This is a genomic window from uncultured Methanobrevibacter sp. (assembly GCF_902764455.1).
Classification (GTDB): Archaea; Methanobacteriota; Methanobacteria; order Methanobacteriales; family Methanobacteriaceae; genus Methanocatella.
Map to the genome: position 1 here is coordinate 1 of NZ_CACWVY010000025.1, position 20779 is coordinate 20779.

The window sequence follows — 20779 nt, forward strand, 5'->3', positions numbered from 1 at the left end:
ACCAAATTGAGTTGAGCTACAAAGCAAGTTTTTGCAATAGCCAGCCATATGGTATACAAATTTTATTTTATAAAAGATATAATATAAAGATTACCTATGAAATATTTTAGAAAACTTTATAAAGTATAATAAAACAAAAAAATTTTAAGAAAAATACCCCCAAAAGTAATACTTTTTAAAATTAATTAAAATTAAAATTTAAAGATATAACAATTAAAATAAGGCCTAATATTAATTAAAATATTTAAATTCAGTATAATTAATAAAAAAAATAATATAAATAGCCCATATTAAAAACAAAGAAAAAATACAAATTATTACTTTTAAGACTGCCAGTAATAAATAATACTAAAAGTAATAAAAAAAATTTTAAAAAAAAATACACTTCATTTATAAATAAAATGAATTAAAATAATAATTATTATGCAAGTTGTAGCAGATGTTGGAGGAATACCTGGGAAAGATTGTAACGGATTTTGTAAGTACTGTTACTTTAGAAAGGTAAAAGAAATTAAAGTATTTGGCTGTGCTCATTGTTTACCTAATAAAATTGGCTGTGAAAGATGCAGTAAAGGAGTATCTGAAACTCAAGGTGCATTTAAATCACCATTTGAAGTAATGAATGAAGTTCAAAGTGCATTAATGATGAATATGGGGAGAGGAGAAATTTCCGCATACATAAGTGGAGGAGGAGATGTCAGCTGTTATCCCCACCTTGAAAACCTAACTGCCAATCTAAAACAGATGGGAATCCCTTCAGTACTGGGTTATACCTGTGGAAAAGGAATCAGTGATAGTCAAACAGCCGCAAGATTAATAAACAACGGCGTTAAAGAAGTCTCATTTACTATTTTTTCATCAGACCCTAAACTCAGAAGAGAATGGGTTAAAGACAAATATCCAGAAGAAGCGCTTAAAGCATGTCAGATTTTTTGTGAAAACATCGAACTGACTGGTGCTGCTGTAATAATACCTGGTGTTAATGACGGGGATGTTTTACGTCAAACTTGCAATTCTCTGGAAGAATGGGGAGCAAAAGGAATGCTTTTAATGAGATTTGCAAATACGTTCAATGAAGGACTGATATTAGGAAACGAACCTATTCTTAAAGGAATAGAATCCCAGCCTGTTGAAGAATTTTCCGAACTAGTAAAACAAATTAACAGCGAATATAAATTTAGAGTAAGTGGTACCCCATTATGTGATCCTGTAACCGGAGGCCCTTTTGCAATAGCAAGTGATGAAAATGAAGTATTCCTGCAATTTATAAAGCCTATAACAGGTGATGCTACAATAATCACATCCAAAATTGCAGAACCGTACATTTCCAAAATATTTTCAAAATTAGAAACCGGAGACAATGTTAATGTTGTTGGCGTTGAAAAGGAAATAGCCTGTTTAATTACAAAAGAAGATTTGGAAAAACTTGACTTAAGTGAAATAAGACAAGCAGTAATCTTACCTGGACGGTCATTTGTCCATCAATTAGATGCAGAGAGAATTTTAAGTGCAGACGGTGTTGAAAGAATTGTAGGTCGTGGCCCTGATACCCTAAGCGTTGATGGAGAATTAAGTATAGATATGACCGATGAAAATGTCATAGAAAGAGAATTGGAACAGTTTAATGATTTGGTTGATGCAATTAATTTCTTTGGAATGAGAAGAATAATTTAAAAAAAAAAGAAAATTAGTTTGAATCCTCTACAAGAGAACTCTCACTATTTATTTTTACTAAAATATAATCATACATAAATGATTTTTTAATTTCAGCAAGTTCAGATAATTTTTTGCCATCAATAACTACATCTGCAATTACATCCGCATATTTATCATAATTTAATTTTACACGAACACCGTCAAGTTGTGAAGTTACCGGTGTTGGAGAAATAACATCTTTGATTTCTCTAACCTGATTTTCAATTGCATTTTTAACAACAATAGCTGGAACTAATGGTGCATCAAGAGTCATTTCACGTTTTTTATCATTCAATATTGATTCAACGGTTTCAACCAATGTATCAAGTGCACGTATATCAGGACCTCGTCTAAGTCTTCTTGGAATTCTGCCGAGCCCTCCAACATATGCATCAGCACCAGGAAGTTCATCAGCAGACATGTAAGGAGATCCTGTTACGATTACTGGTATGTCAATATCATCATATAAAAAGGCTTTTTCTTTAATACAGTTTTCAAAACTTCCTAAAGCAAAAATAGCTATATCATGTTCTTCAATTAGGCTTTTTTCTTCTTCAGTAATACCTGAAGTACCTTTACCATCACCCCTGGCAAGACCAATCATATTATCTTTTGCACCAAACTCACGCAGATATTCTGAAATATCGCATGCTGCATGAGGAAGGTGGTGTCTTGCAAGAGTTGGTGAAACAATAGCTATTTCAGAACCTGCCATTGGAGCAACAGATATTTTACCCAATAGTTCTGATGATTTTTTTTCGATTTTATCAACATCTTCTAAAGGAACAGCCATATTCAAGACCAATTCCATTTGCTGAATACTTTCCTGAAGAATAAATCCTCCTAAATCTTCAATCAGTTCCTTTATTTCTTCACTTTTGTGAACTCCACCAGTAAATATTAATGTTTCATACATCATTAACAACTCTCAAAAATGCAATTATAATAATCATATATTTTTATTATATATTATATTAAATTTTCTAAAATCGCATATCTCAATTCTACCTTTTCGAATGGATTTTTAGAAATGCTATTGTGAGAAGGGATTTCCACCAAATTTTCGTTTTCTATAACATTATTTTTTAAATAATCAGGATATACGACATAATCAAAGCATTCGGATACTATGTTAAATCCCAAATCTAAAACAATGTCTTTTAAAAATTCGGAATACACCTTAACATTAACATCCCTTTTGAAATTGGAATTTAAATATTTTTCACATAGCTTATAATCACTAAAAAAGACCAGTATATCCTCATCAGACATTTCATTCCCCCCAATTTTAGAAACTTTTTTGATGCTTTCAAAAATCTGTGAAGGAGTATTGATTTTAATAGGTATTGAATCCATCTCAACTTTACTTTCAGACAATACAATTGCCAAATCCCCATCCTCTTCATCAGGAAATTTATTTATCGTGTAATCTGAAATCCCTGCCAATTTTACTATTTCCTCACACATAGGCGTTGTAATAATTTTCATACTATATATTATTATAGTAACATCTAAATAAATTAAATCATGAAAGTCACATTAAGTTTAGAGACAACATGCAGTGAAGACATTTCCATAATGGTCGATGCACTAAGAGCAAGCACAAGCATAACACTGGCATTGAACAATTTTGAAAAAATAATTCCATGCTTCAGCTCCGAAGAAGGATTTAAACTAAAAGAAGAAATCGGAGGCATTCTCGCTGGAGAACGCATGGGAGAAAAAATAGATGGATTTGACATTGGAAACTCACCAACAGCCCTGAAAGATTATGAGGGTGCTGAAAAAATATTAATTCTTACAACAAGCAATGGAACAAGGATTCTTAAAAATATGAATTCGACAGTTCTTATCGGATCGCTTGTAAACGCCAAAGCCGTAGCCGAAACATCAGTTAAAATTGCTGAAAATCACATCGATGTTGTCATGGCAGGAGTGAGAGGAGAATTTGCTTTTGAAGATTTTCTTGCATCAGGGGAAATCCTGCATGAAATATGTAAAAATTTAAATGAATATGAGCTGAATGATTTTGCAAAAGCAGCAATACAATCCAGTAAAGATAAAAATTCATTAAAAGAAGGATTTTACAATTCCCGCTCAGGAAAGCGTTTAACTAAACTGGGCTATAAAGAAGATATTGACTGCAGTTGTCAAAGAAACATTTCAGATAATGTGGCAATATATCAAAATAATGAATTAATTTTGATTAAAGATTAAGTTTATATATTAAGATTTCATAATATTATTAGATAATAGATTAAAAATAAAGAAGTGTTATTTTGAAAAGAGAATGCTTAACAATAATAGGTACTGCACATGTATCATCAAACAGTGTTGAAGAAGTAAAAGATGCAATTTATGAACAGCACCCAGATGTAGTAGCTATTGAACTTGATAGAGGCAGATATACTCGTCTTAAAGAAGAAATGGCTGGAATTGAAAGAGACGATACAATATCCGTTACTCAAATAATTAAAGACAATAAAGTAGGATTATTTTTTACAACAACACTCCTAAGTTACTTTCAATCCAAAGTAGGAGAAGATGTTGACGTTAAACCGGGTGCTGAAATGGTCGGAGCCATTGAAGCGGCTGAAGATTTAGGAATTCCAATAGCTCTTATTGATAGAGACATATCAGTCACATTACAAAGAGCTTTAAATAAAATGGGTTTTAAAGAAAAAGCTAAATTTTTATATGGATTGCTTGCTTCCGTTTTAGGATTTGGTGATGAAGATGATGTTGACATTGAGGAACTTAAAAATCCTGAAAATCTTGATGACCTGATGGAAATGTTTAAAGATGAAGCTCCCAGTGTTTATGAAACTCTCGTACATGAAAGAGACGCATATCTTGCAGGAAGCATTTTAAAAATCCCTCAAGACAGAGTGATTGCAGTTGTTGGTGCAGGACACCAACCGGGAATCAACAGATATTTGGATAATCCCGAAACAATACCTCCACTTCATGAATTAGAAAAAATTGACGATAAAAAAGGCATTCCATGGCTTAAAATAATTTTAGCATTGATTCCTATATTATTTGTGGTGATATTTTTTCTGGCATATTTTAATGGGATAAACATAACCTGGAACATATATGATTTCATCATTATAAGTATGGTAATGGGATTTATTGGATCAATTCTTTCAGGGTCAAAAATTCAATCTGCACTTGTTGGAGGGCTGGTGGCTCCTTTAACAATTATCCACCCATTGTTAGCAGCAGGATGGTTTTCAGGACTTGTTGAAGCAAAATTTAGAAAGGTCCGACAAAGTGACGTTAAAAATTTAGGCCATGTTAAAAGTTTTAGGGACCTTTGGGGAAACAACATTTTCAGAATTCTTTTGGTAGTTATAGGAACAAATTTAGGAGTCAGCATAGCTACACTAGTGATTTTACCATCAAAAGTTTTCATACCATTATTCATGAAAATATTTGGTGGATAGTGAAAATTTTATATAATATATTGATAATATTATAATTACTATTAATTTTAAATGGAAAAATAATCATGTATCTTATATTTCGTTGTGACTGTGGGCGAGTATTATATGCAAAAAAAGGAGTTGCAACTCGCAAATGCGTATGTGGAAAAACTTTAAAGGTCAAACAGAGACGAATCTTTAAAAAAGTAGAGACAAGAGAAGAGGCATCACTGGCAGTTCAGCAAATGCAGGATGAGATATATGGCAACACTGACTTTAAAAGAGCCAGTGAGTTATAAGTTTTAATTGGTCTGTTAAAAATGATTGGAACGACATTGGAAATAATCATAATATTAATTTTAATTATCCTTACCGGATATTTATCAATGGCAGAATTAGCCGTTGTATCTGTAAGAAAAGCAAAAATGCAAAAATACTTAGAAGAAGGGAATGAAAACGCTCAAATTGTTTTTGATTTATTGGAAGACCCTAACGAATTTTTATCAACTGTTCAAATTGGAATTTCACTTATTGGTGTTTTAACTGGGGCTTTTGGAGGAGTAACATTAGCAAAACCTCTTTCACAACTAATTTCATTTGTGCCTTACAGCGAACCGATAAGTGTAGCCATTGTCGTTATTGTAACCACTTATTTAACATTGGTCGTTGGAGAAATTGTTCCAAAAGTTATTGCTCTTAATGACCCTGAAAGAGTTTCACTAAAAGTTGCAAAAAGCATGGTAATCCTATCAAAAATTTCAAAACCAGCTAGTTATGTTCTTGCAAAATCAAGCAGCTTTCTATTATGGTTATTGAGAATCGAAAATAGAAATGACGATCTTGTTACTGAAGAAGAAATCGAATTGATGATTAAAGAAGGAAGAGAAGACGGAACCATAGAAAAAGAAGAGGAAGACATTATCAAAAGGGTTTTCAAACTTGATGACCAAAAAGTTGAAACCATAATGACTCCACGTAATGAAGTCATTTGGATTGATTTGGAAGACGACAGAGAAATCAATAAAGTAAAAATTATTGAAAGCAGAAGGTCAATTTTTCCAATAGCTCATGGTGAATTGGATGACTTTATTGGAGTAGTTCAAGCAAAAGACATCCTTTCTGCAATGTTTAGTGGAGAAAAATTTGATATTAATAAAATCGTTAAAGAACCACTGGTTGTATCCGAACATATGGAAACATTGGAACTGCTTAAAGAATTTAAGGAAAATCAGGAATATGTTCATATGTCCCTTGTTGTAGACGAATTTGGAAGTGTTGAAGGATTAATTACCTTAAACGACTTGCTTGAAGGAATTGTAGGGGACATTCCAGGTATTGATGAAGACGATGAACCTAAAGCTGTTCAAAGAGATGACGGCACATGGTTAATTGATGGAAGATACAATATTGAAGAGTTTAAAAAATTATTTGATTTCAATGATACCCTCCCTGATGAAGAGGAAGACAATTATACCACATTAGCAGGATTTATTTTAAGTATAAGCGGTACAATTCCTGATGAAAAGGACAAATATGAATGTGGAAGATTTATCTTTGAAATCATTGATATTGACGGTCACCAAATTGACAAAGTTCTTGTAACCGATTTAGGTCCGCAAGAGGAAGAAAATAAGGAGGAATAACTAAATGGATGCATCAATAATAATTCAGATTGTTTTATTATTAGTTGGATTTGTATTCTTAATAAAAGGGTCAGACCTTTTTGTAGATGGTGCAAGCAGTATTGCTTCAATTTTAAAGATTCCTACCATCATCGTTGGTTTGACAATTGTTGCATTTGGTACAAGTGCTCCTGAAGCGGCCGTCTCCATTACATCTTCACTTACTGGAAGTAATGCGCTTGCAGTCAGTAATGTAATCGGCAGTAATTTATTTAATATGCTGATGGTTATTGGAGTATCTGCATTACTTGGCGATTTATTAATGGAAAAAAGTGTTTTAGATAAAGATTTACCATTCCTTGTTGGAATTACAATATTATTTGCAGTTTTCATATTCATTGGATGGAACATAAGCAATATTGAAGGTATAATCTTATTAATAATTTTAGCTGCATATATTTTCTATTTAATACGCAATGCACGAAAATCAAAAGATGCTAACGAAGTTGAAGAAGCTAAAATGTCTCTTCCAAAAAGTATAATTTTTATCCTCATCGGAATTGCCGGAATTGTACTTGGTGGAGATTTGGTTGTTGACAGCGCTTCAGCTATAGCAATAGCATTCGGAATGAGTGAAACATTGGTAGGTTTAACTATTGTGGCAGTTGGTACATCTTTACCTGAACTTGTAACCTCCCTTACTGCTTTAAAGAAAGGTGAAAATCAGTTAGTTATAGGTAATGTAATTGGATCAAACATATTTAATATTCTGTTTGTATTAGGTGCAAGTAGTGCAATAAGTGCAATACCTCTTGATTCAAGTTTGCTTATAGATGTCCTATTCATGATATTTGTAACAATATTATGTTTCATCTTTGGTAAAACACAAGAAAAATATGATAAAAAAGAAGGTGCAATTTTAGTTGCGTTATTCATTATTTATATGGCCTTCGCAATTATGAGAAATTAATTCTTTTAATTCACAAGCCTTACAAATATTTGATGAAGTCGGCTCACCACAAACTTCACACTCATTAAGGCTTGTGGAAATATCATTTTCAAAAGTTAAAATCTTTTGAAAAGATTCCATCACATTATTTTTAATACCAGGATACTTATCCTCACTGACATTTAAAAATTCTTTTATTTTAGCCCTTAGTGATAAATGAGAATACGGGCATTCATCCAAATGGATATCAATATCATTTAATACCGCCCACATGCCCACCTCTTTTTCAGGAGTGTTCCACAGAGGTTTTATTCTTGGAACTAATTTTGGATGAATAACATCAAGTTCAGGGCCAAATTTAGAAAATTTAATGGTATCTCCTCTTGCAAAACTCATTAAAAATGATTGTATCTCATCATCCAAATTATGTCCAGTAGCTATTTTAACAGCTCCCAATTCATAGGCAGTTTTATTTAAAATATTTCTTCTAAAAACACCGCAGGGAATGCAGGCACTTTTAAAATCCTGATAAATATCATCCAGACAGAATCCTTCTTCCTCTTTAAATGATTTTTGAACAAGTTCAACATCCAAATCCTTGGCATTTTTTATTGCAGAATCAATTCCATGTTGTCTATAACCTTCAATTCCTTCATCAACACTTATAGCAACCAAATCAAAATCCAAATAGTTCTGGTAATTTTTTAGTGCATGCAATGTTAAAACACTATCTTTTCCACCAGATAATGCAATAGCTATAAGTTCATTTTCTTTAATTAATTCATAATCAGAAATCAGATTATTGATTCTTGTAAAAATCTTTTCATTGAATTCATCTTTGTTTAATTTAACCATTACTAAATTAATTTATACAAAGATAAATAAATAATTTTACCAGGTGAAAAAAAATGATTACTTGTGATTTTGCAATATTGCCTGTAGGAACTGAAACTACAGAATGTAAAGAGTACGTGACTGCTGCAGTCCAGTCCATTAAGGATTCCGGACTTAATTATCAGTTAACCGGAATGGGAACACAAATTGAAGCAGAAAACCTAAAAGAATTATATGATGCAATAGCCAATGCTCAAGAAGCTATTTTTGAACTTGGAATAGGCAGAGTTTATACCGTGATTAAAGTAGATGACAGAAGAGATTTGGAAAACAGAACTTTGGATGCTAAAGTTGACACAGTTAACCAAATGTTAAAATAGAATCTCTAATAACCATCACTTTTTAATATTTTAACCGCCTTAAAAATAATCCTTCATAATATCTAACAGAGTATCAATAATGTATTCGACTTCCTCATCACTTAATGTGGAATAAAGAGGAAGGGAAATTTCATTTAAAAACAAATTATAGGCATTTGGATAATCATCAATATTGAAACCCAAGTTTTTATAAGCGGTCAATAACGGTAAAGGTTTATAATGAACATTAGTGCTTACCCCACGTTCATCCATTTTTGAAATGATTTCATTTCTTTTATCAAGATCAATATCTTCAATTCTTAAAAGATATAAATGTCCTGATGAAACAGAATTTTCTGTTTTATGGAATTGTCTGATAAATGGATATTCACAAAATGCTGCATCATATTTAGCAATGATTTCTTGTCTTCTTTTTAAAATATCAGAATACCTTTTTAATTGCATTAAACCTAGACTTGCCTGAATATCAGTCATATTGCATTTATATCCTGGAATTAAAATATCATATTCCCATGACCCATTCGTTTTTGCAAGTGCATCTTTAGTTTGACCATGCAGTGAATAAATTTGGTACTGTTTATACAATTCCTCATTATCAAGTCCATCATGATCAATCCATGTAACCGCACCGCCTTCAGCAGTGGTTAAATTTTTAACTGCATGAAATGAAAAACAGGTAAAATCAGCAAAAGTTCCGGATTTTTTATTATTTTTTACAGCGCCAAAACCGTGTGCACAATCAGCTACAACAATAATTCTGTTAAATATTTCCTGCAACTCAGAATTAGGATTAAACAAATCTTTTTTGCTTTCAATAATTTCAAATATTTTATCATAATCGCAGAGGATTCCCGCAATATCAACAGGAATAATAACTTTAGTCTTTTCCGTTATGGCATCAGCCATTAAATCATAATCCATTTCAACATTATCCTTTTGACTATCAACAATAACGGGAGTTGCTCCAACATGACAGATGACACTGCATGATGCTGTATAAGTATATGCGGGAACAATAACTTCATCACCTTTTCCAATTCCCAAAATGCGCAAGGTCATTTCAAGAGAGGTGGTAGCAGAACTTAAACAAGCAGTTTTTGCACTGCCACAATAAGAAGTAATGTCATTTTCAAATTTTTTTGTTTTAGGACCAGTTGTTATCCATCCGGATTTTAATGTATCGATAACTTCCTCTATCTCATTATCTGAAATATCCGGTGGGGAAAATGGAATATTCATCAAAAACCACCTTAACCTTCCATTTCTTTTAAAATATTTAAAATTTCATCTTTTGATAAATGGTCTACTTCATTAGAATTATAAATAAAATCAGGATGCTGTTTATTTAATTCATCATGAATAATGAATAAATCACCATTATCATAAGCAGATAACATCTCATCAGAAGTCATCAATTCTTCATATAATTTTTCACCAGGCCTTTTTCCAATGATTTTTACATCAATATCTTCAGGGTTATACCCGTATACCGGTGCATAAAATTCAATCATTGCATCAACGAGGTCATGTAATTTAAATGCGGGCATTTTCAATATAAATATTTCTCCGCCTTGAGATAAACTACCAGCCTGTAAAATGAGTTTAGCGGCTTGATAGATATTCATTATAAATCTTGTCATGTCTTCATCAGTGAGAGTTATTGGACCGCCATTTTTCAATTGCTTTTTAAATAATGGAATAACAGACCCTCTTGAATTTAACACATTACCAAATCTAACACAAGAGAATTTAGTTCCGTTATTCTCACTATAGGTATTTGCCGCCATCATCAGTCTTTCAGCTAAAAATTTAGTAGCTCCCATTACATTTTCCGGATGAACTGCCTTATCCGTACTGATTAAAACAACTTTTTCAACATCACATAAAACTGCCATATCAATTACATTTTGAGTTCCTAAAATATTAGTTTTAACCGCACTGATCGGATTATATTCACATAATGGAACGTGTTTATATGCTGCCGCATGGAAAATAATATCAATATCTTTAAATACACTTTTTAATCCCTGCGGATTATTAATATCTCCAACATAAATCTTTATTTTAGAAGAATTAAAATCATTACTCAAATCAAATAATTCTGTTTCGTTATTATCCAAAACTCTTATGACATCAACATCATATTTATTTAATTCTTTGACAATTTTTTTACCGATAGACCCTGAACCTCCAGTAACAAGAATTTTTTTATTTTTATAAAAATCATTAAACATTCAAGCCCCCTAAAAATACACTATAATCTAATCATAGAATATTTAAAGTTTAATTTCTTTCAACCCCTACGTTTATAGAATATTTTTCAATAATAAACTGTTATTTATACAACATATAACTTAATTAAATAATATATATTTTATATTTTAAAAATGTTTTTAATTAATTGTCAATAAATTAAATGAATTTAAAAATGAAAAAAATAAATGACAAAAAATAAAAAAATAGGGTTAGAAATTAATCTAACTCTTCGGAAGCAGTTTTTACTGCTTCAATAACTAAATCCAAATCTTCTTTTGTTAATGATGGATGTACCGGAAGAGAAATTACACTGTTAGCAGCAAGTTCTGCATTAGGACAATTTCCCTCAATTCCTAAAGATTTGTAAATTGGTTGATTGTACAGAGGGATTGGATAATGGATTCCTGTTCCTACACCACATTCATTTATAATATCTACCCAATCATCCCTATCTCCTTTTTCAACTCTGATTGTGTATTGGTGATATACATGTTTTGATCCATAGGCACAGTATGGAGTTATAATTCCATCAACATCTTTTAATCCTTCATTTAAGTATGCTGCATTTTCAATTCTTTTTTTATTAAAACCATCAATTTTATCTAATTGTGCAAGACCTATTGCAGCTGAAATATCAGTCATTCTAAAATTATATCCTATTTCACCGTGATGATACCTGATGCTTGCACCATGAGCTCTGAATATTTTTGCATTATCTGCTAAATCTTCATCATTAGTTGTGATTATTCCTCCTTCGGAAGTAGTCATGTTTTTAGTAGGATAAAAACTAAAACAGGACATGTCACCTAAACTGCCCACTTTACCCCCATTGGATGTAGCACCATGAGCCTGAGCAGCATCTTCTATAACAATTAACCCATATTTTTCAGCAATTTCATTGATTCTATCCATATTTGCAGCTTGCCCATATAACTGAACTGGCAAAATAGCTTTGGTATTTTCTGAAATCAATTTTTCTATAGAATCAGGGTTAATTGTATAAGTTTTTAAATCAATATCTGCAAAAATAGGTTTTGCGCCAGTGTATAATATTGAGTTTCCACTTGCAATAAAAGTAAATGGAGTAGTTATTACTTCATCACCTTGACCAATGCCGCTTGAAAGTAATGCAACATGCAATGCGGCTGTTCCTGAATTAACAGCTATACCGTAATCAGCTCCAACCCAATCTGCGAATTTTTGTTCGAATTCTTCCACTTTAGGGCCTTGAGCAATCATACCTGATTTTAGAACTTCAACTACATTTTCTATTTCTTCATCACCAATTATTGGTTTTGCAATAGGAACTTTTATATCTGACACAATCATCACCAGTTGATTAATTATACTATAATAATATTTAAATCTAATAATATTTAAAACATTACATAATTGATTAAAAACGAACAAGAGTTGAACAAATGGATGAATATAAAATTAAAAGTATTGAAGAAGGACTGACAAAAATCGAATTTCCGGAATTTGATAAAATTTCATCTGATGCACCGGTATTTTACAACCCAAACATGGAATTAAATAGGGATTTGTCAATACTTGCAATACAAGTTTTTCAAAAAAATGAACAAAGGGAAATAAACATATGCGACCTTTTTGGAGGAAGTGGAATAAGAGGCATCCGTTATAAAAATGAAATAGATGGAGTGGGAACCGTTTGTATTAATGACATTAGTGAAACCGCCAATTTTTATGAAAGACACAATATAAAACTAAATGATTTAAATGACATTGAAGTTTTCCAACATGATGCCAGCATGTTTTTAAGAATGAAAAGAGGAGAATTTGATGTTATTGATATTGATCCTTTTGGAACCCCATCCCCGTTTTTAGATTCCGCAGGATATTGTGCCCGTAGAAACTCTCTGCTTTGCGTCACTGCTACAGATACTTCTGCATTATGCGGAACATATAAAGAACCTTGCATAAGGAAATATAATGCAAAACCCTACAAAAGCGAATATTGTCATGAAACCGGAATACGAATTCTAGCAGGATTTGTAGCATTGACACTTGCGAAATATGGTAAATACATTGAAGTTAAAATGTCACACAGCACCGAGCATTATATGAGATTATATCTATATGTCAAGAAAGGTCCTAAAAAAACTGATGAACGTTTAAAAAATATTGGATACATCAGTCACTGTAAACATTGCTTGCACAGACAAACAAGCAAAGGCCTGGCAAGTCCAATAGAAGATGTTTGCCCAGTTTGTGGAGAAAAATTAATCCATGCGGGCCCATTATGGTTAGGTGAAATTCAAAATTCAGAATTCATCCAAAATATGATTGAAGAAACTGAAAATAAGAAAATCAATAAAGAAAAAGAGGCATTAAAGCTTTTAAATAGTTGTCTGAATGAAGCTAATGCACCGGCAACATTTTATGATGTTCACAAAATTTGCAAGTCAATGAAAATAAGCGCACCTAAATTAGATTTAATCTTTGATGAAATCGAAAAAAATGGCCATATTGCTATAAAAACACATTACAATCCATTAGGAATAAAAAGTGATGCATCAATTAAATACATTAGACATATATTATTTTCATTATGTGAAAGTGAATAGATGATAACAATCGTAATAATTTTATGATAAAATTTTTTAGAAAAAAGTTAAAATTAATATACATTCGAGGGTACAAAAGAAAAATATGTAAATAAGCTTTTTTCCAACATTAAAAAAACAACATTAAAGCAAAAATCTTAAAAAATTTATAGTAAAATAAAGCATAGTTTTAAATAATATAAAATAATACAATATATGTATAGTTAATTTATTAAAAATTCCAATTCAAAATAATAAATTAACAATAAGAAAATAAGGAGAAAAAATATGGTAAAAACTAAAGATAATGTTATAAAACTTGATGACACTGACATTAACATCCTTAAAATTATCAATGAAGACGTTAGAACTTCATATAGACAAATATCTCGCAGTTTGGATGTGTCTGTAGGAACAGTTCATAATCGTATCGACAAAATGGTTAAATCAGGTGTTATTAAAAAGTTTTCACCAGTTATCGACCACGAAAAACTCGGATTTGTATTAACAACCATTATTGGAGTTAGAGTTAAAGGTGGAAAACTCAAAAACTGGGAAGAAAAAACCTTTTTTAATAAAAATGTAGTCGGGATTTATGATGTTACTGGAGAATATGACGCATTCTTAATTGCAAAATTCAGAAATACAAATGAATTAAATTCATTTATCAAAGAATTACTAAAAGATCCAATTATAGAAAGAACATACACACAAACAGTATTAGATGTCATTAAAGAAGATATGGGATCTTCTAACATTTTATAAAAATACAATATGCAGTAAGAAATTACTGCATAACACTTTTTTTACAAATTTAAATTATTGAAAAATTTCTATTTTCTAACGGAAACTGTAAAAAACAATTTCCAAAAAAATAATTAAAAAAAGAGATTATTTTTAAAATTCATACAAATATATAAATAAAAAGACATGATATATATAAAATATTAAGAAAAATTTTTCGAGGTAATTAAATTGGCAGTATGCTTACCCGACACACAAGATGATGCTCCAAGCATTCCTATCAAATTAACTAGAGTAGGAGTGACCGGAGTAAAAAAATTATTACAACTAGAAAGAAGAAATAAAAGACCTATAATATTATTACCAACCTTTGATGCATTTGTTGATTTACCAAATGACCAAAAAGGTGTGCACATGTCTAGAAATCCTGAAGCAATAAGTGAAGTTCTTGAAACTGTTGCTGAAGATTCCACAGTTGATGTTGAATCATTATGCGCTAAAATTGTAGATTGCATGATGAAAAAACATGAATATGCAAAACGTGTTGAAATCTCAATGACTACCGATTTTATGTTTATGAGAGAGTCCCCAGTGACTAAAAATAAAACTCAGGAAATGGCTAAATTAATTGCTAAAGCAGTTGGTTTAAGAGATGATGACGGTAATGTAAGCATTAGAAAAAGTATCGGTGCTGAAGTTATCGGAATGACCGTATGCCCATGTGCACAGGAATCCGTGAGAGAATCTGATAAAAATAAATTATTGGAATTCTTAGATGAAGAAACTACTCAAAAAGTATTAGATACTGTAACTTTCGCTTCACACAACCAAAGAGGAGTGGGAACCTTACTTATAGAAGTTCCTGAAAACAATATCGTTAAAGCAGAAGATCTTATTGACATTATTGAAACTTCAATGAGTTCACCAGTATGTGAATTACTTAAAAGACCAGATGAAAATGCAACAGTTATGTCTGCACACAGAAAACCAGTATTTGTTGAAGACTGTGTCAGAAATATGATGGAAAGCATTGCTAAAAAATACTCCCATTTCCCTGATGACACATTAATTACATCACGTCAGGAAAATCATGAAAGTATTCATAGGCACAATGCATTTGCAGAAAAAGTTACCACAATGGGTGAATTAAAAGAAGAATTAAATATTGAATAGGATCTGATTTAATGAAAAAGACTTATGAAATTGCAGGACAAGTCATGGGGTTTTTTGATGCCTTTAAAGGCTCAAGACCTGCAATTGATAATGAAAGAATTTTGATTGTCAGAGGAAGGAGCAGGAAAATCTTACCTCTTAATGAATTTTCGGCAAAACTAAGTGAAATTGGTGAAATTTTAGGAGGAACTGAATTAGAAGCCAGTTCTGATAAAATTAAGGATATTTTGCAAGAGGGAGATAAAAACATTAAAGAAAGTGAAGGAAGTACAACCGATGTTGACAATAGAGGATTCTTAAGAGTAAAAGAAGAATTAGAATCTATGGGACTTGTAGTTGAATATAAAATATTCGAACTTCCAAACTTTGATGTTATTATTGCAATCTGGGAAGACAGGAATGAAATTCCGCCATTATATGTGGAAGTAACCGTGTCTGAACATAAAACAGTACAATGAAATCCATAACTAAAGAAGATATTCTCCAAATATTAAACGCAAATGATAGCGACACAATCAGATATATGCTAGAAACCGCGAAATATAGGGAGAATAATCTAATTACTTATTCTAAAAATATTTTTATACCCTTAACCGAAATCTGCAGAAATGATTGTGGATACTGTAATTTTAAGAAGAGCCCTGATGATCCACATGCTATTATTCTCAAAACTAAAGAAGAGGTTTTAGAGGATTTAAAAGAAGCTGAGAGATATGGGTGTACCGAAGCACTGTTTACTTTTGGTGAAGATGCCGATGAAGAAGAAATAGTACGCATCAAACTTAAGGAATACGGCTATAACAATATGGTTGATTATATTGTTGATATTTGTAAAATGACATTAGAAAAAACCAGTCTGTTACCTCATACAAATGGAGGAAATTTTAGTTTTGATGACTTAAAACTCCTAAAAGAGGTTAATGCATCAATGGGACTGATGCTTGAAAGCAGTTCAAAAAGATTGATGGAACTTCCTGCCCATAATAAAAGTCCAGGGAAAAATCCGGAACTGAGAATTGAAACCATTAAAAATGCAGGAAAGCTGAAAATACCGTATACCACAGGAATACTAATTGGAATAGGGGAAACTAAAGAAGAAATTGCAGATTCATTGTTGACCATAAAAGACATTTATGATGAGTATGGACATATTCAAGAAGTAATCATACAGAATTTCACACCGATTCCAGGAATTGAAATGGAAAATTGGACAGGTCCCAGCTTTTTAGATATGATAAAAACAGTCATAGCAGCTTCAATGGTATTTAAAGATACTGATGTTAGTATTCAAGTGCCACCCAACCTTAATCGCGATACAGCTCAAATATTTCTGTTATGCGGTGCAGATGATTGGGGAGGAGTATCACCAGTCAGCCCTGATTACGTAAATATCACATCACCATGGCCAGGCATTGATGAACTTAAAAAACTGACTGAAGATGAAGGATTCAAATTAACCGAAAGATTATGCGTTTATGAAAAATACTTTAATAAAAATTGGTTAAATAAAGACATTTTAGATAAAATAACTAATTTATCCGAGCGTCAATAACCACATGTTCCACACCAGGAGCATATTTTTTTATTTTATTTATTTTTAGAAGTTCAACTTCCCTGTCACCAGCCTGTGATTTAATTCTTTCGATAGGCCTTGTCTGGATTAATTTTTCAGGAACTGTTTCGTGATAATGAATTATTCCTCCATTGTTAAGACTGTCTATTGCTACTTTTAAATAATGATGAGTTGTTTTAACATATCCCATAACAATACGGTCCGCCTTGAATTTCGGAGTTTCAACCATACAATCTCCTAAAATTGGAGTGACATTATCCAATTTATTCAGTTTGATATTTTCACACAGATAATAATGAGAATTGGGATTTAATTCTATTGCATATACCTGTTTAGGGTTTGAATGGACACCAATAGGTATTGAAAAATATCCTATTCCGGCAAACATGTCAATGACTGTTTCATTATCCTCAACAAGTTTGGCTATTCTTAATCTTTCGTTATTATTTCCCTTAGACCACATTACTTTCGACAAATCTAATTTAAACAAGCATCCATTTTCCTTATTGATTGTTTCAGTTTCACTGCCATAAAGAATTTTATAGACTGGTTCACGCTTAGTTCCTTGAATATGGTCTATTTTCATTACCGTCTTTACATTATGCTTTTTAGACAACGCTTCAAAATCATCATTTGGATATTTATTATCCAAAATTAATATATCCCCAATTTTTTTGTATTTCATTTACACACCACGATAAGAAAAGTTTATATATACAAATAGATAATATTAATATTGTTAGTTTATACTAATTATTGATTCTGATTTTAAATAAAAATTAATAGCAATATTAATTTGAATTTTAATATATTACCTGCCAAGTAGTTGAAATAAGATATATATTTTAAATACTTATATGAGGTGTTTTAAATGGATGACAAAATATTAGAAGGTACAACAACCGTCGGAATTACTTGTAAAGATGGAGTTGTATTTGCAAGCGAAAGAAGAGCTAGTATGGGAAATTTAGTAGCTCACAAAGTCGCAGAAAAAATATTTAAAATTGACGATCATATTGTAACAACCATAGCTGGTTCTGTTGGAGATGCACAAAGCTTAATGAAAGTTATTGAAGCAGAAGTATCATTATACCAAATGAGAAACAATGATGCAATAAGTGTAAAAGCAGCCGCATCCTTAACAGCAAACATATTACGTTCCGGACCAATGTATGTTCAAACATTACTTGGTGGAATGGATGGAGACAAACCATCTCTTTACTCTTTAGACCCTGCTGGAGGTATGATTGAAGATACATACATATCTACCGGATCAGGTTCCATCGTTGCTTACGGTGTTCTTGAAGACAGATTTAGAGATGATTTGACAACTGATGAAGGAATTGAAATAGCTATAAGAGCTATCAGAGCTGCTGCTGAACGTGACACATATTCCGGAAACGGATATTTAGTTGCCAAAGTAGATAAAGACGGCTTTGAAATGTTAGATAATGAAAAAATTAATGCAGTTTTGGATAAGATATAAAGCAAAAGACAATTTTTCATAACTAACTATTTTTTTATATAATAATGTGTACATAGTTTATGAAATTCAACTAATTATAGCTAAATGCTTTTCATAAACTATAATTAATACACATAACTTTTTTTGAAGGGATTATATGACTTCAGATATTTTAGAGAATATTAAAAAGGAGATTTTGCAAAAGCTACCTGATGAAATTCAAGTTTCAAAAGTTGAATTTGAAGGACCTGAAGTGGTAGTTTATACCAAAAATCCAGAAATTATAACTGAAAACGGTGACTTGATAAGGTCACTTGCAAAAGAACTTAGAAAAAGGATTATCATTAGATCTGATAAAAGTGCATTACTTGAACCTGAAAAAACTATTGAAAAGATTCATGAAATAGTTCCTGAAGGTGCTGAAATCACTGATATTTATTTTGATACTGTTACCGGTGAAGTGGTGATTACCGCTAAAAAACCAGGACTTGTTATTGGAAAATATGGAGTAACCTCCAGAAATATTGTAAAAAATACCGGATGGGCGCCTAAAATTTTAAGAACCCCTCCAATCAGTTCAGACATAATCGGAAAAATAAGAACTATTCAAAAAAACAGCAGCAAAGAAAGAAAGAAAATGTTGCAACGCCTCGGACGTCAAATCCATCAGGGAAGTAAATATCCTAATGACTGGGCAAGAGTTACTTCAATGGGAGGATTTAAAGAAGTTGGACGTTCATCTATGCTTTTACAAACACCTAACAGCCGTGTCTTACTAGACTGTGGTGTTAATGTAGCTGCATCAGATAATAAAAATGCGTTTCCTTATCTTAATGCACCTGAATTTTCAATCGAAGAATTAGATGCAGTTATTATTTCTCACGCACACTTAGATCACTGTGGATTTGTACCATACCTTTATCATTATGGATATGAAGGACCTGTTTATTGTACAACTCCAACCAGAGATTTAACTACATTACTTCAATTTGATCATTTGGATATCGCCCACAGAGAAGGCAATCCTTTACCATTTACATCAAAACATGTAAAACAAGCAATTAAAAATACCATCACATTAGATTATGGAGAAGTAACAGATATTTCCCCAGATATTAGATTAACATTGCATAATGCAGGCCACATTCTTGGTTCCGCAATATCTCACATGCACATTGGTGATGGAGCACACAACCTTGTTTATACTGGAGATTTCAAATACGAACCATCAAGATTACTTGAACCTGCAACAATCAGATTCCCTCGTGCTGAAACCGTAATTATGGAAAGTACCTACGGTGGAAGGGAGGATGTGCAACCTTCAAGAAATAATGCTGAAAAAGAAATGATGAAAACCATTTACAAGACACTTAAACGTGGCGGAAAAGTTTTAGTTCCAGTATTTGCAGTAGGAAGGGCACAGGAACTTATGGTAGTATTGGAAGAATACATGAGACACGGATTAATAGAAGAAGTGCCTATCTACATTGACGGAATGATTTGGGAAGCAACCGCAATTCATACAGCAAGACCTGAATATTTAAGTAAAGATTTAAGAGACCAAATATTCCATATGGGCAGAAATCCATTCGTTTCAGACATGTTTAAAAAAGTTCAAAATATTGACCAAAGAAAAGAGATTGTTGAAAGCCAGCAACCTGCAATCATTTTATCCACTTCCGGTATGTTAACCGGAGGTAATTCTGTAGAATACTTCAAATGGTTATGTGAAGATGAAAGAAACACATTAATATTTGTTGGATATCAGTCTGAAGGTTCAATGGGTAGAAGAGTTCAAAAAGGCTGGAAAGAAATTCCTCTTGAAGATGATGATGGTAGAATTAGACAATTCTGCGTAAAAATGCAAGTTAAAACCATCAACGGATTCAGTGGACACTCAAACAGAAGACAATTAATGGAGTACGTTAAAAGACTCAATCCTAGACCTGAAAAAGTTATTACATGCCATGGTGACCCTTACAAAACCGTGGACTTGGCTTCTTCAATTCACAGAAGTTATAAAATTGAAACAAAAACTCCAATTAATTTAGACTGTGTGAGAATTCATTAATAATTATATAGTAATTACAACA

At 31.8% G+C, this 20779-nt stretch carries 21 protein-coding genes; 14 read left to right on the plus strand and 7 right to left on the minus strand.

All coding sequences use genetic code 11. From position 1 onward, the window contains the following. Positions 1-423: 423 nt before the first annotated feature. Positions 424-1674, plus strand: coding sequence for a methyl coenzyme M reductase-arginine methyltransferase Mmp10 (gene mmp10, locus QZU75_RS08785; protein ID WP_296883092.1), 1251 nt, complete (start codon positions 424-426; stop codon positions 1672-1674). Between the two features lie 13 nt (positions 1675-1687). On the opposite strand, the gene QZU75_RS08790 is transcribed toward mmp10, so the two are convergent. Beyond that, positions 1688-2611: a methanogenesis marker 7 protein gene (locus QZU75_RS08790; RefSeq protein WP_296883139.1), complete on the minus strand. Its 924-nt coding sequence runs from the start codon at positions 2609-2611 to the stop codon at positions 1688-1690. A 53-nt stretch (positions 2612-2664) separates the two neighbouring features. Further along, a complete protein-coding gene (locus QZU75_RS08795; protein ID WP_296883094.1) occupies positions 2665-3183 on the minus strand; it encodes a hypothetical protein in 519 nt (172 codons plus the stop codon). A 39-nt stretch (positions 3184-3222) separates the two neighbouring features. Between QZU75_RS08795 and comB the strand changes: the two genes are divergently transcribed. The 5 genes from comB (at position 3223) to QZU75_RS08820 (ending at position 7715) form a co-directional block, all read left to right on the plus strand. After that, positions 3223-3912, plus strand: a complete 690-nt coding sequence (comB, locus tag QZU75_RS08800) for a 2-phosphosulfolactate phosphatase (RefSeq protein ID WP_296883095.1) — start codon at positions 3223-3225, stop codon at positions 3910-3912. 62 nt (positions 3913-3974) lie between these two features. Continuing rightward, a complete protein-coding gene (locus QZU75_RS08805; protein ID WP_296883096.1) occupies positions 3975-5144 on the plus strand; it encodes a TraB/GumN family protein in 1170 nt (389 codons plus the stop codon). 65 nt (positions 5145-5209) lie between these two features. Further along, positions 5210-5422, plus strand: a complete 213-nt coding sequence (locus QZU75_RS08810; RefSeq protein ID WP_296883098.1) for a DUF1922 domain-containing protein — start codon at positions 5210-5212, stop codon at positions 5420-5422. A 21-nt stretch (positions 5423-5443) separates the two neighbouring features. Then, positions 5444-6766: a hemolysin family protein gene (locus tag QZU75_RS08815; protein ID WP_296883100.1), complete on the plus strand. Its 1323-nt coding sequence runs from the start codon at positions 5444-5446 to the stop codon at positions 6764-6766. Between the two features lie 4 nt (positions 6767-6770). After that, on the plus strand, positions 6771-7715 hold the full coding sequence (locus QZU75_RS08820; protein WP_296883101.1) for a calcium/sodium antiporter: 945 nt from the start codon (positions 6771-6773) through the stop codon (positions 7713-7715). Here the strand turns inward: QZU75_RS08820 and QZU75_RS08825 are convergent. After that, positions 7674-8549 (minus strand): TIGR00269 family protein, encoded by an 876-nt coding sequence (locus tag QZU75_RS08825; protein WP_296883102.1) that lies wholly within the window; start codon positions 8547-8549, stop codon positions 7674-7676. The two genes, QZU75_RS08820 and QZU75_RS08825, sit on opposite strands and share 42 nt — an antisense overlap. A 53-nt stretch (positions 8550-8602) precedes the next feature. On the opposite strand from QZU75_RS08825, the gene QZU75_RS08830 reads away from it, so the two are divergent. After that, on the plus strand, positions 8603-8908 hold the full coding sequence (locus QZU75_RS08830; RefSeq protein ID WP_296883104.1) for an MTH1187 family thiamine-binding protein: 306 nt from the start codon (positions 8603-8605) through the stop codon (positions 8906-8908). A 39-nt stretch (positions 8909-8947) separates the two neighbouring features. Here the strand turns inward: QZU75_RS08830 and QZU75_RS08835 are convergent, their stop codons facing one another. From QZU75_RS08835 to QZU75_RS08845, 3 genes are all read right to left on the minus strand, one after another. Beyond that, complete coding sequence (locus QZU75_RS08835; protein WP_296883106.1) at positions 8948-10147, minus strand: DegT/DnrJ/EryC1/StrS aminotransferase family protein; 1200 nt, start codon at positions 10145-10147, stop codon at positions 8948-8950. Positions 10148-10158: 11 nt separating this feature from the next. Further along, positions 10159-11142, minus strand: a complete 984-nt coding sequence (locus QZU75_RS08840; protein WP_296883107.1) for a UDP-N-acetylglucosamine 4,6-dehydratase family protein — start codon at positions 11140-11142, stop codon at positions 10159-10161. Positions 11143-11380: 238 nt separating this feature from the next. Continuing rightward, positions 11381-12487 carry a DegT/DnrJ/EryC1/StrS aminotransferase family protein gene (locus tag QZU75_RS08845; RefSeq protein ID WP_296883109.1) on the minus strand — a complete coding sequence of 369 codons (1107 nt, stop codon included), beginning with the start codon at positions 12485-12487 and terminating at the stop codon, positions 11381-11383. A 98-nt stretch (positions 12488-12585) separates the two neighbouring features. Between QZU75_RS08845 and QZU75_RS08850 the strand changes: the two genes are divergently transcribed. From QZU75_RS08850 to cofG, 5 genes are all read left to right on the plus strand, one after another. Then, a complete protein-coding gene (locus QZU75_RS08850; protein WP_296883110.1) occupies positions 12586-13752 on the plus strand; it encodes a tRNA (guanine(10)-N(2))-dimethyltransferase in 1167 nt (388 codons plus the stop codon). Positions 13753-14019: 267 nt separating this feature from the next. After that, complete coding sequence (locus tag QZU75_RS08855; RefSeq protein WP_292742920.1) at positions 14020-14496, plus strand: Lrp/AsnC family transcriptional regulator; 477 nt, start codon at positions 14020-14022, stop codon at positions 14494-14496. 210 nt (positions 14497-14706) lie between these two features. After that, a complete protein-coding gene (gene mptA / locus QZU75_RS08860) occupies positions 14707-15648 on the plus strand; it encodes a GTP cyclohydrolase MptA (RefSeq protein ID WP_296883113.1) in 942 nt (313 codons plus the stop codon). An 11-nt stretch (positions 15649-15659) separates the two neighbouring features. Continuing rightward, positions 15660-16106: a DUF2120 family protein gene (locus QZU75_RS08865; RefSeq protein WP_296883115.1), complete on the plus strand. Its 447-nt coding sequence runs from the start codon at positions 15660-15662 to the stop codon at positions 16104-16106. Continuing rightward, positions 16103-17200 carry a 7,8-didemethyl-8-hydroxy-5-deazariboflavin synthase subunit CofG gene (cofG, locus tag QZU75_RS08870; RefSeq protein WP_296883117.1) on the plus strand — a complete coding sequence of 366 codons (1098 nt, stop codon included), beginning with the start codon at positions 16103-16105 and terminating at the stop codon, positions 17198-17200. The genes QZU75_RS08865 and cofG overlap by 4 nt, the downstream gene beginning before the upstream one ends. Here cofG and QZU75_RS08875 read toward each other — a convergent pair. Further along, on the minus strand, positions 17178-17906 hold the full coding sequence (locus QZU75_RS08875; protein ID WP_296883119.1) for a class I SAM-dependent methyltransferase family protein: 729 nt from the start codon (positions 17904-17906) through the stop codon (positions 17178-17180). The genes cofG and QZU75_RS08875 overlap by 23 nt on opposite strands. A 186-nt stretch (positions 17907-18092) precedes the next feature. On the opposite strand from QZU75_RS08875, the gene psmB reads away from it, so the two are divergent. Both psmB and QZU75_RS08885 read left to right on the plus strand, forming a co-directional pair. Continuing rightward, positions 18093-18707 (plus strand): archaeal proteasome endopeptidase complex subunit beta, encoded by a 615-nt coding sequence (gene psmB, locus QZU75_RS08880; RefSeq protein WP_296883122.1) that lies wholly within the window; start codon positions 18093-18095, stop codon positions 18705-18707. A gap of 136 nt (positions 18708-18843) precedes the next feature. After that, positions 18844-20757, plus strand: a complete 1914-nt coding sequence (locus tag QZU75_RS08885) for a beta-CASP ribonuclease aCPSF1 (protein WP_296883124.1) — start codon at positions 18844-18846, stop codon at positions 20755-20757. Positions 20758-20779 lie beyond the last annotated feature (22 nt).

What these genes read in the sequence shown, in the direction of transcription:
- mmp10 (WP_296883092.1), top strand. Translation starts at nt 424, where the DNA reads ATGCAAGTTGTAGCAGATGTTGGAGGAATACCTGGGAAAGATTGTAAC.
- QZU75_RS08790 (WP_296883139.1), bottom strand. Translation starts at nt 2,611, where the DNA reads ATGTATGAAACATTAATATTTACTGGTGGAGTTCACAAAAGTGAAGAA.
- QZU75_RS08795 (WP_296883094.1), bottom strand. Translation starts at nt 3,183, where the DNA reads ATGAAAATTATTACAACGCCTATGTGTGAGGAAATAGTAAAATTGGCA.
- comB (WP_296883095.1), top strand. Translation starts at nt 3,223, where the DNA reads ATGAAAGTCACATTAAGTTTAGAGACAACATGCAGTGAAGACATTTCC.
- QZU75_RS08810 (WP_296883098.1), top strand. Translation starts at nt 5,210, where the DNA reads ATGTATCTTATATTTCGTTGTGACTGTGGGCGAGTATTATATGCAAAA.
- QZU75_RS08815 (WP_296883100.1), top strand. Translation starts at nt 5,444, where the DNA reads ATGATTGGAACGACATTGGAAATAATCATAATATTAATTTTAATTATC.
- QZU75_RS08820 (WP_296883101.1), top strand. Translation starts at nt 6,771, where the DNA reads ATGGATGCATCAATAATAATTCAGATTGTTTTATTATTAGTTGGATTT.
- QZU75_RS08825 (WP_296883102.1), bottom strand. Translation starts at nt 8,549, where the DNA reads ATGGTTAAATTAAACAAAGATGAATTCAATGAAAAGATTTTTACAAGA.
- QZU75_RS08830 (WP_296883104.1), top strand. Translation starts at nt 8,603, where the DNA reads ATGATTACTTGTGATTTTGCAATATTGCCTGTAGGAACTGAAACTACA.
- QZU75_RS08835 (WP_296883106.1), bottom strand. Translation starts at nt 10,147, where the DNA reads ATGAATATTCCATTTTCCCCACCGGATATTTCAGATAATGAGATAGAG.
- QZU75_RS08840 (WP_296883107.1), bottom strand. Translation starts at nt 11,142, where the DNA reads ATGTTTAATGATTTTTATAAAAATAAAAAAATTCTTGTTACTGGAGGT.
- QZU75_RS08850 (WP_296883110.1), top strand. Translation starts at nt 12,586, where the DNA reads ATGGATGAATATAAAATTAAAAGTATTGAAGAAGGACTGACAAAAATC.
- QZU75_RS08855 (WP_292742920.1), top strand. Translation starts at nt 14,020, where the DNA reads ATGGTAAAAACTAAAGATAATGTTATAAAACTTGATGACACTGACATT.
- QZU75_RS08865 (WP_296883115.1), top strand. Translation starts at nt 15,660, where the DNA reads ATGAAAAAGACTTATGAAATTGCAGGACAAGTCATGGGGTTTTTTGAT.
- cofG (WP_296883117.1), top strand. Translation starts at nt 16,103, where the DNA reads ATGAAATCCATAACTAAAGAAGATATTCTCCAAATATTAAACGCAAAT.
- QZU75_RS08875 (WP_296883119.1), bottom strand. Translation starts at nt 17,906, where the DNA reads ATGAAATACAAAAAAATTGGGGATATATTAATTTTGGATAATAAATAT.
- psmB (WP_296883122.1), top strand. Translation starts at nt 18,093, where the DNA reads ATGGATGACAAAATATTAGAAGGTACAACAACCGTCGGAATTACTTGT.
- QZU75_RS08885 (WP_296883124.1), top strand. Translation starts at nt 18,844, where the DNA reads ATGACTTCAGATATTTTAGAGAATATTAAAAAGGAGATTTTGCAAAAG.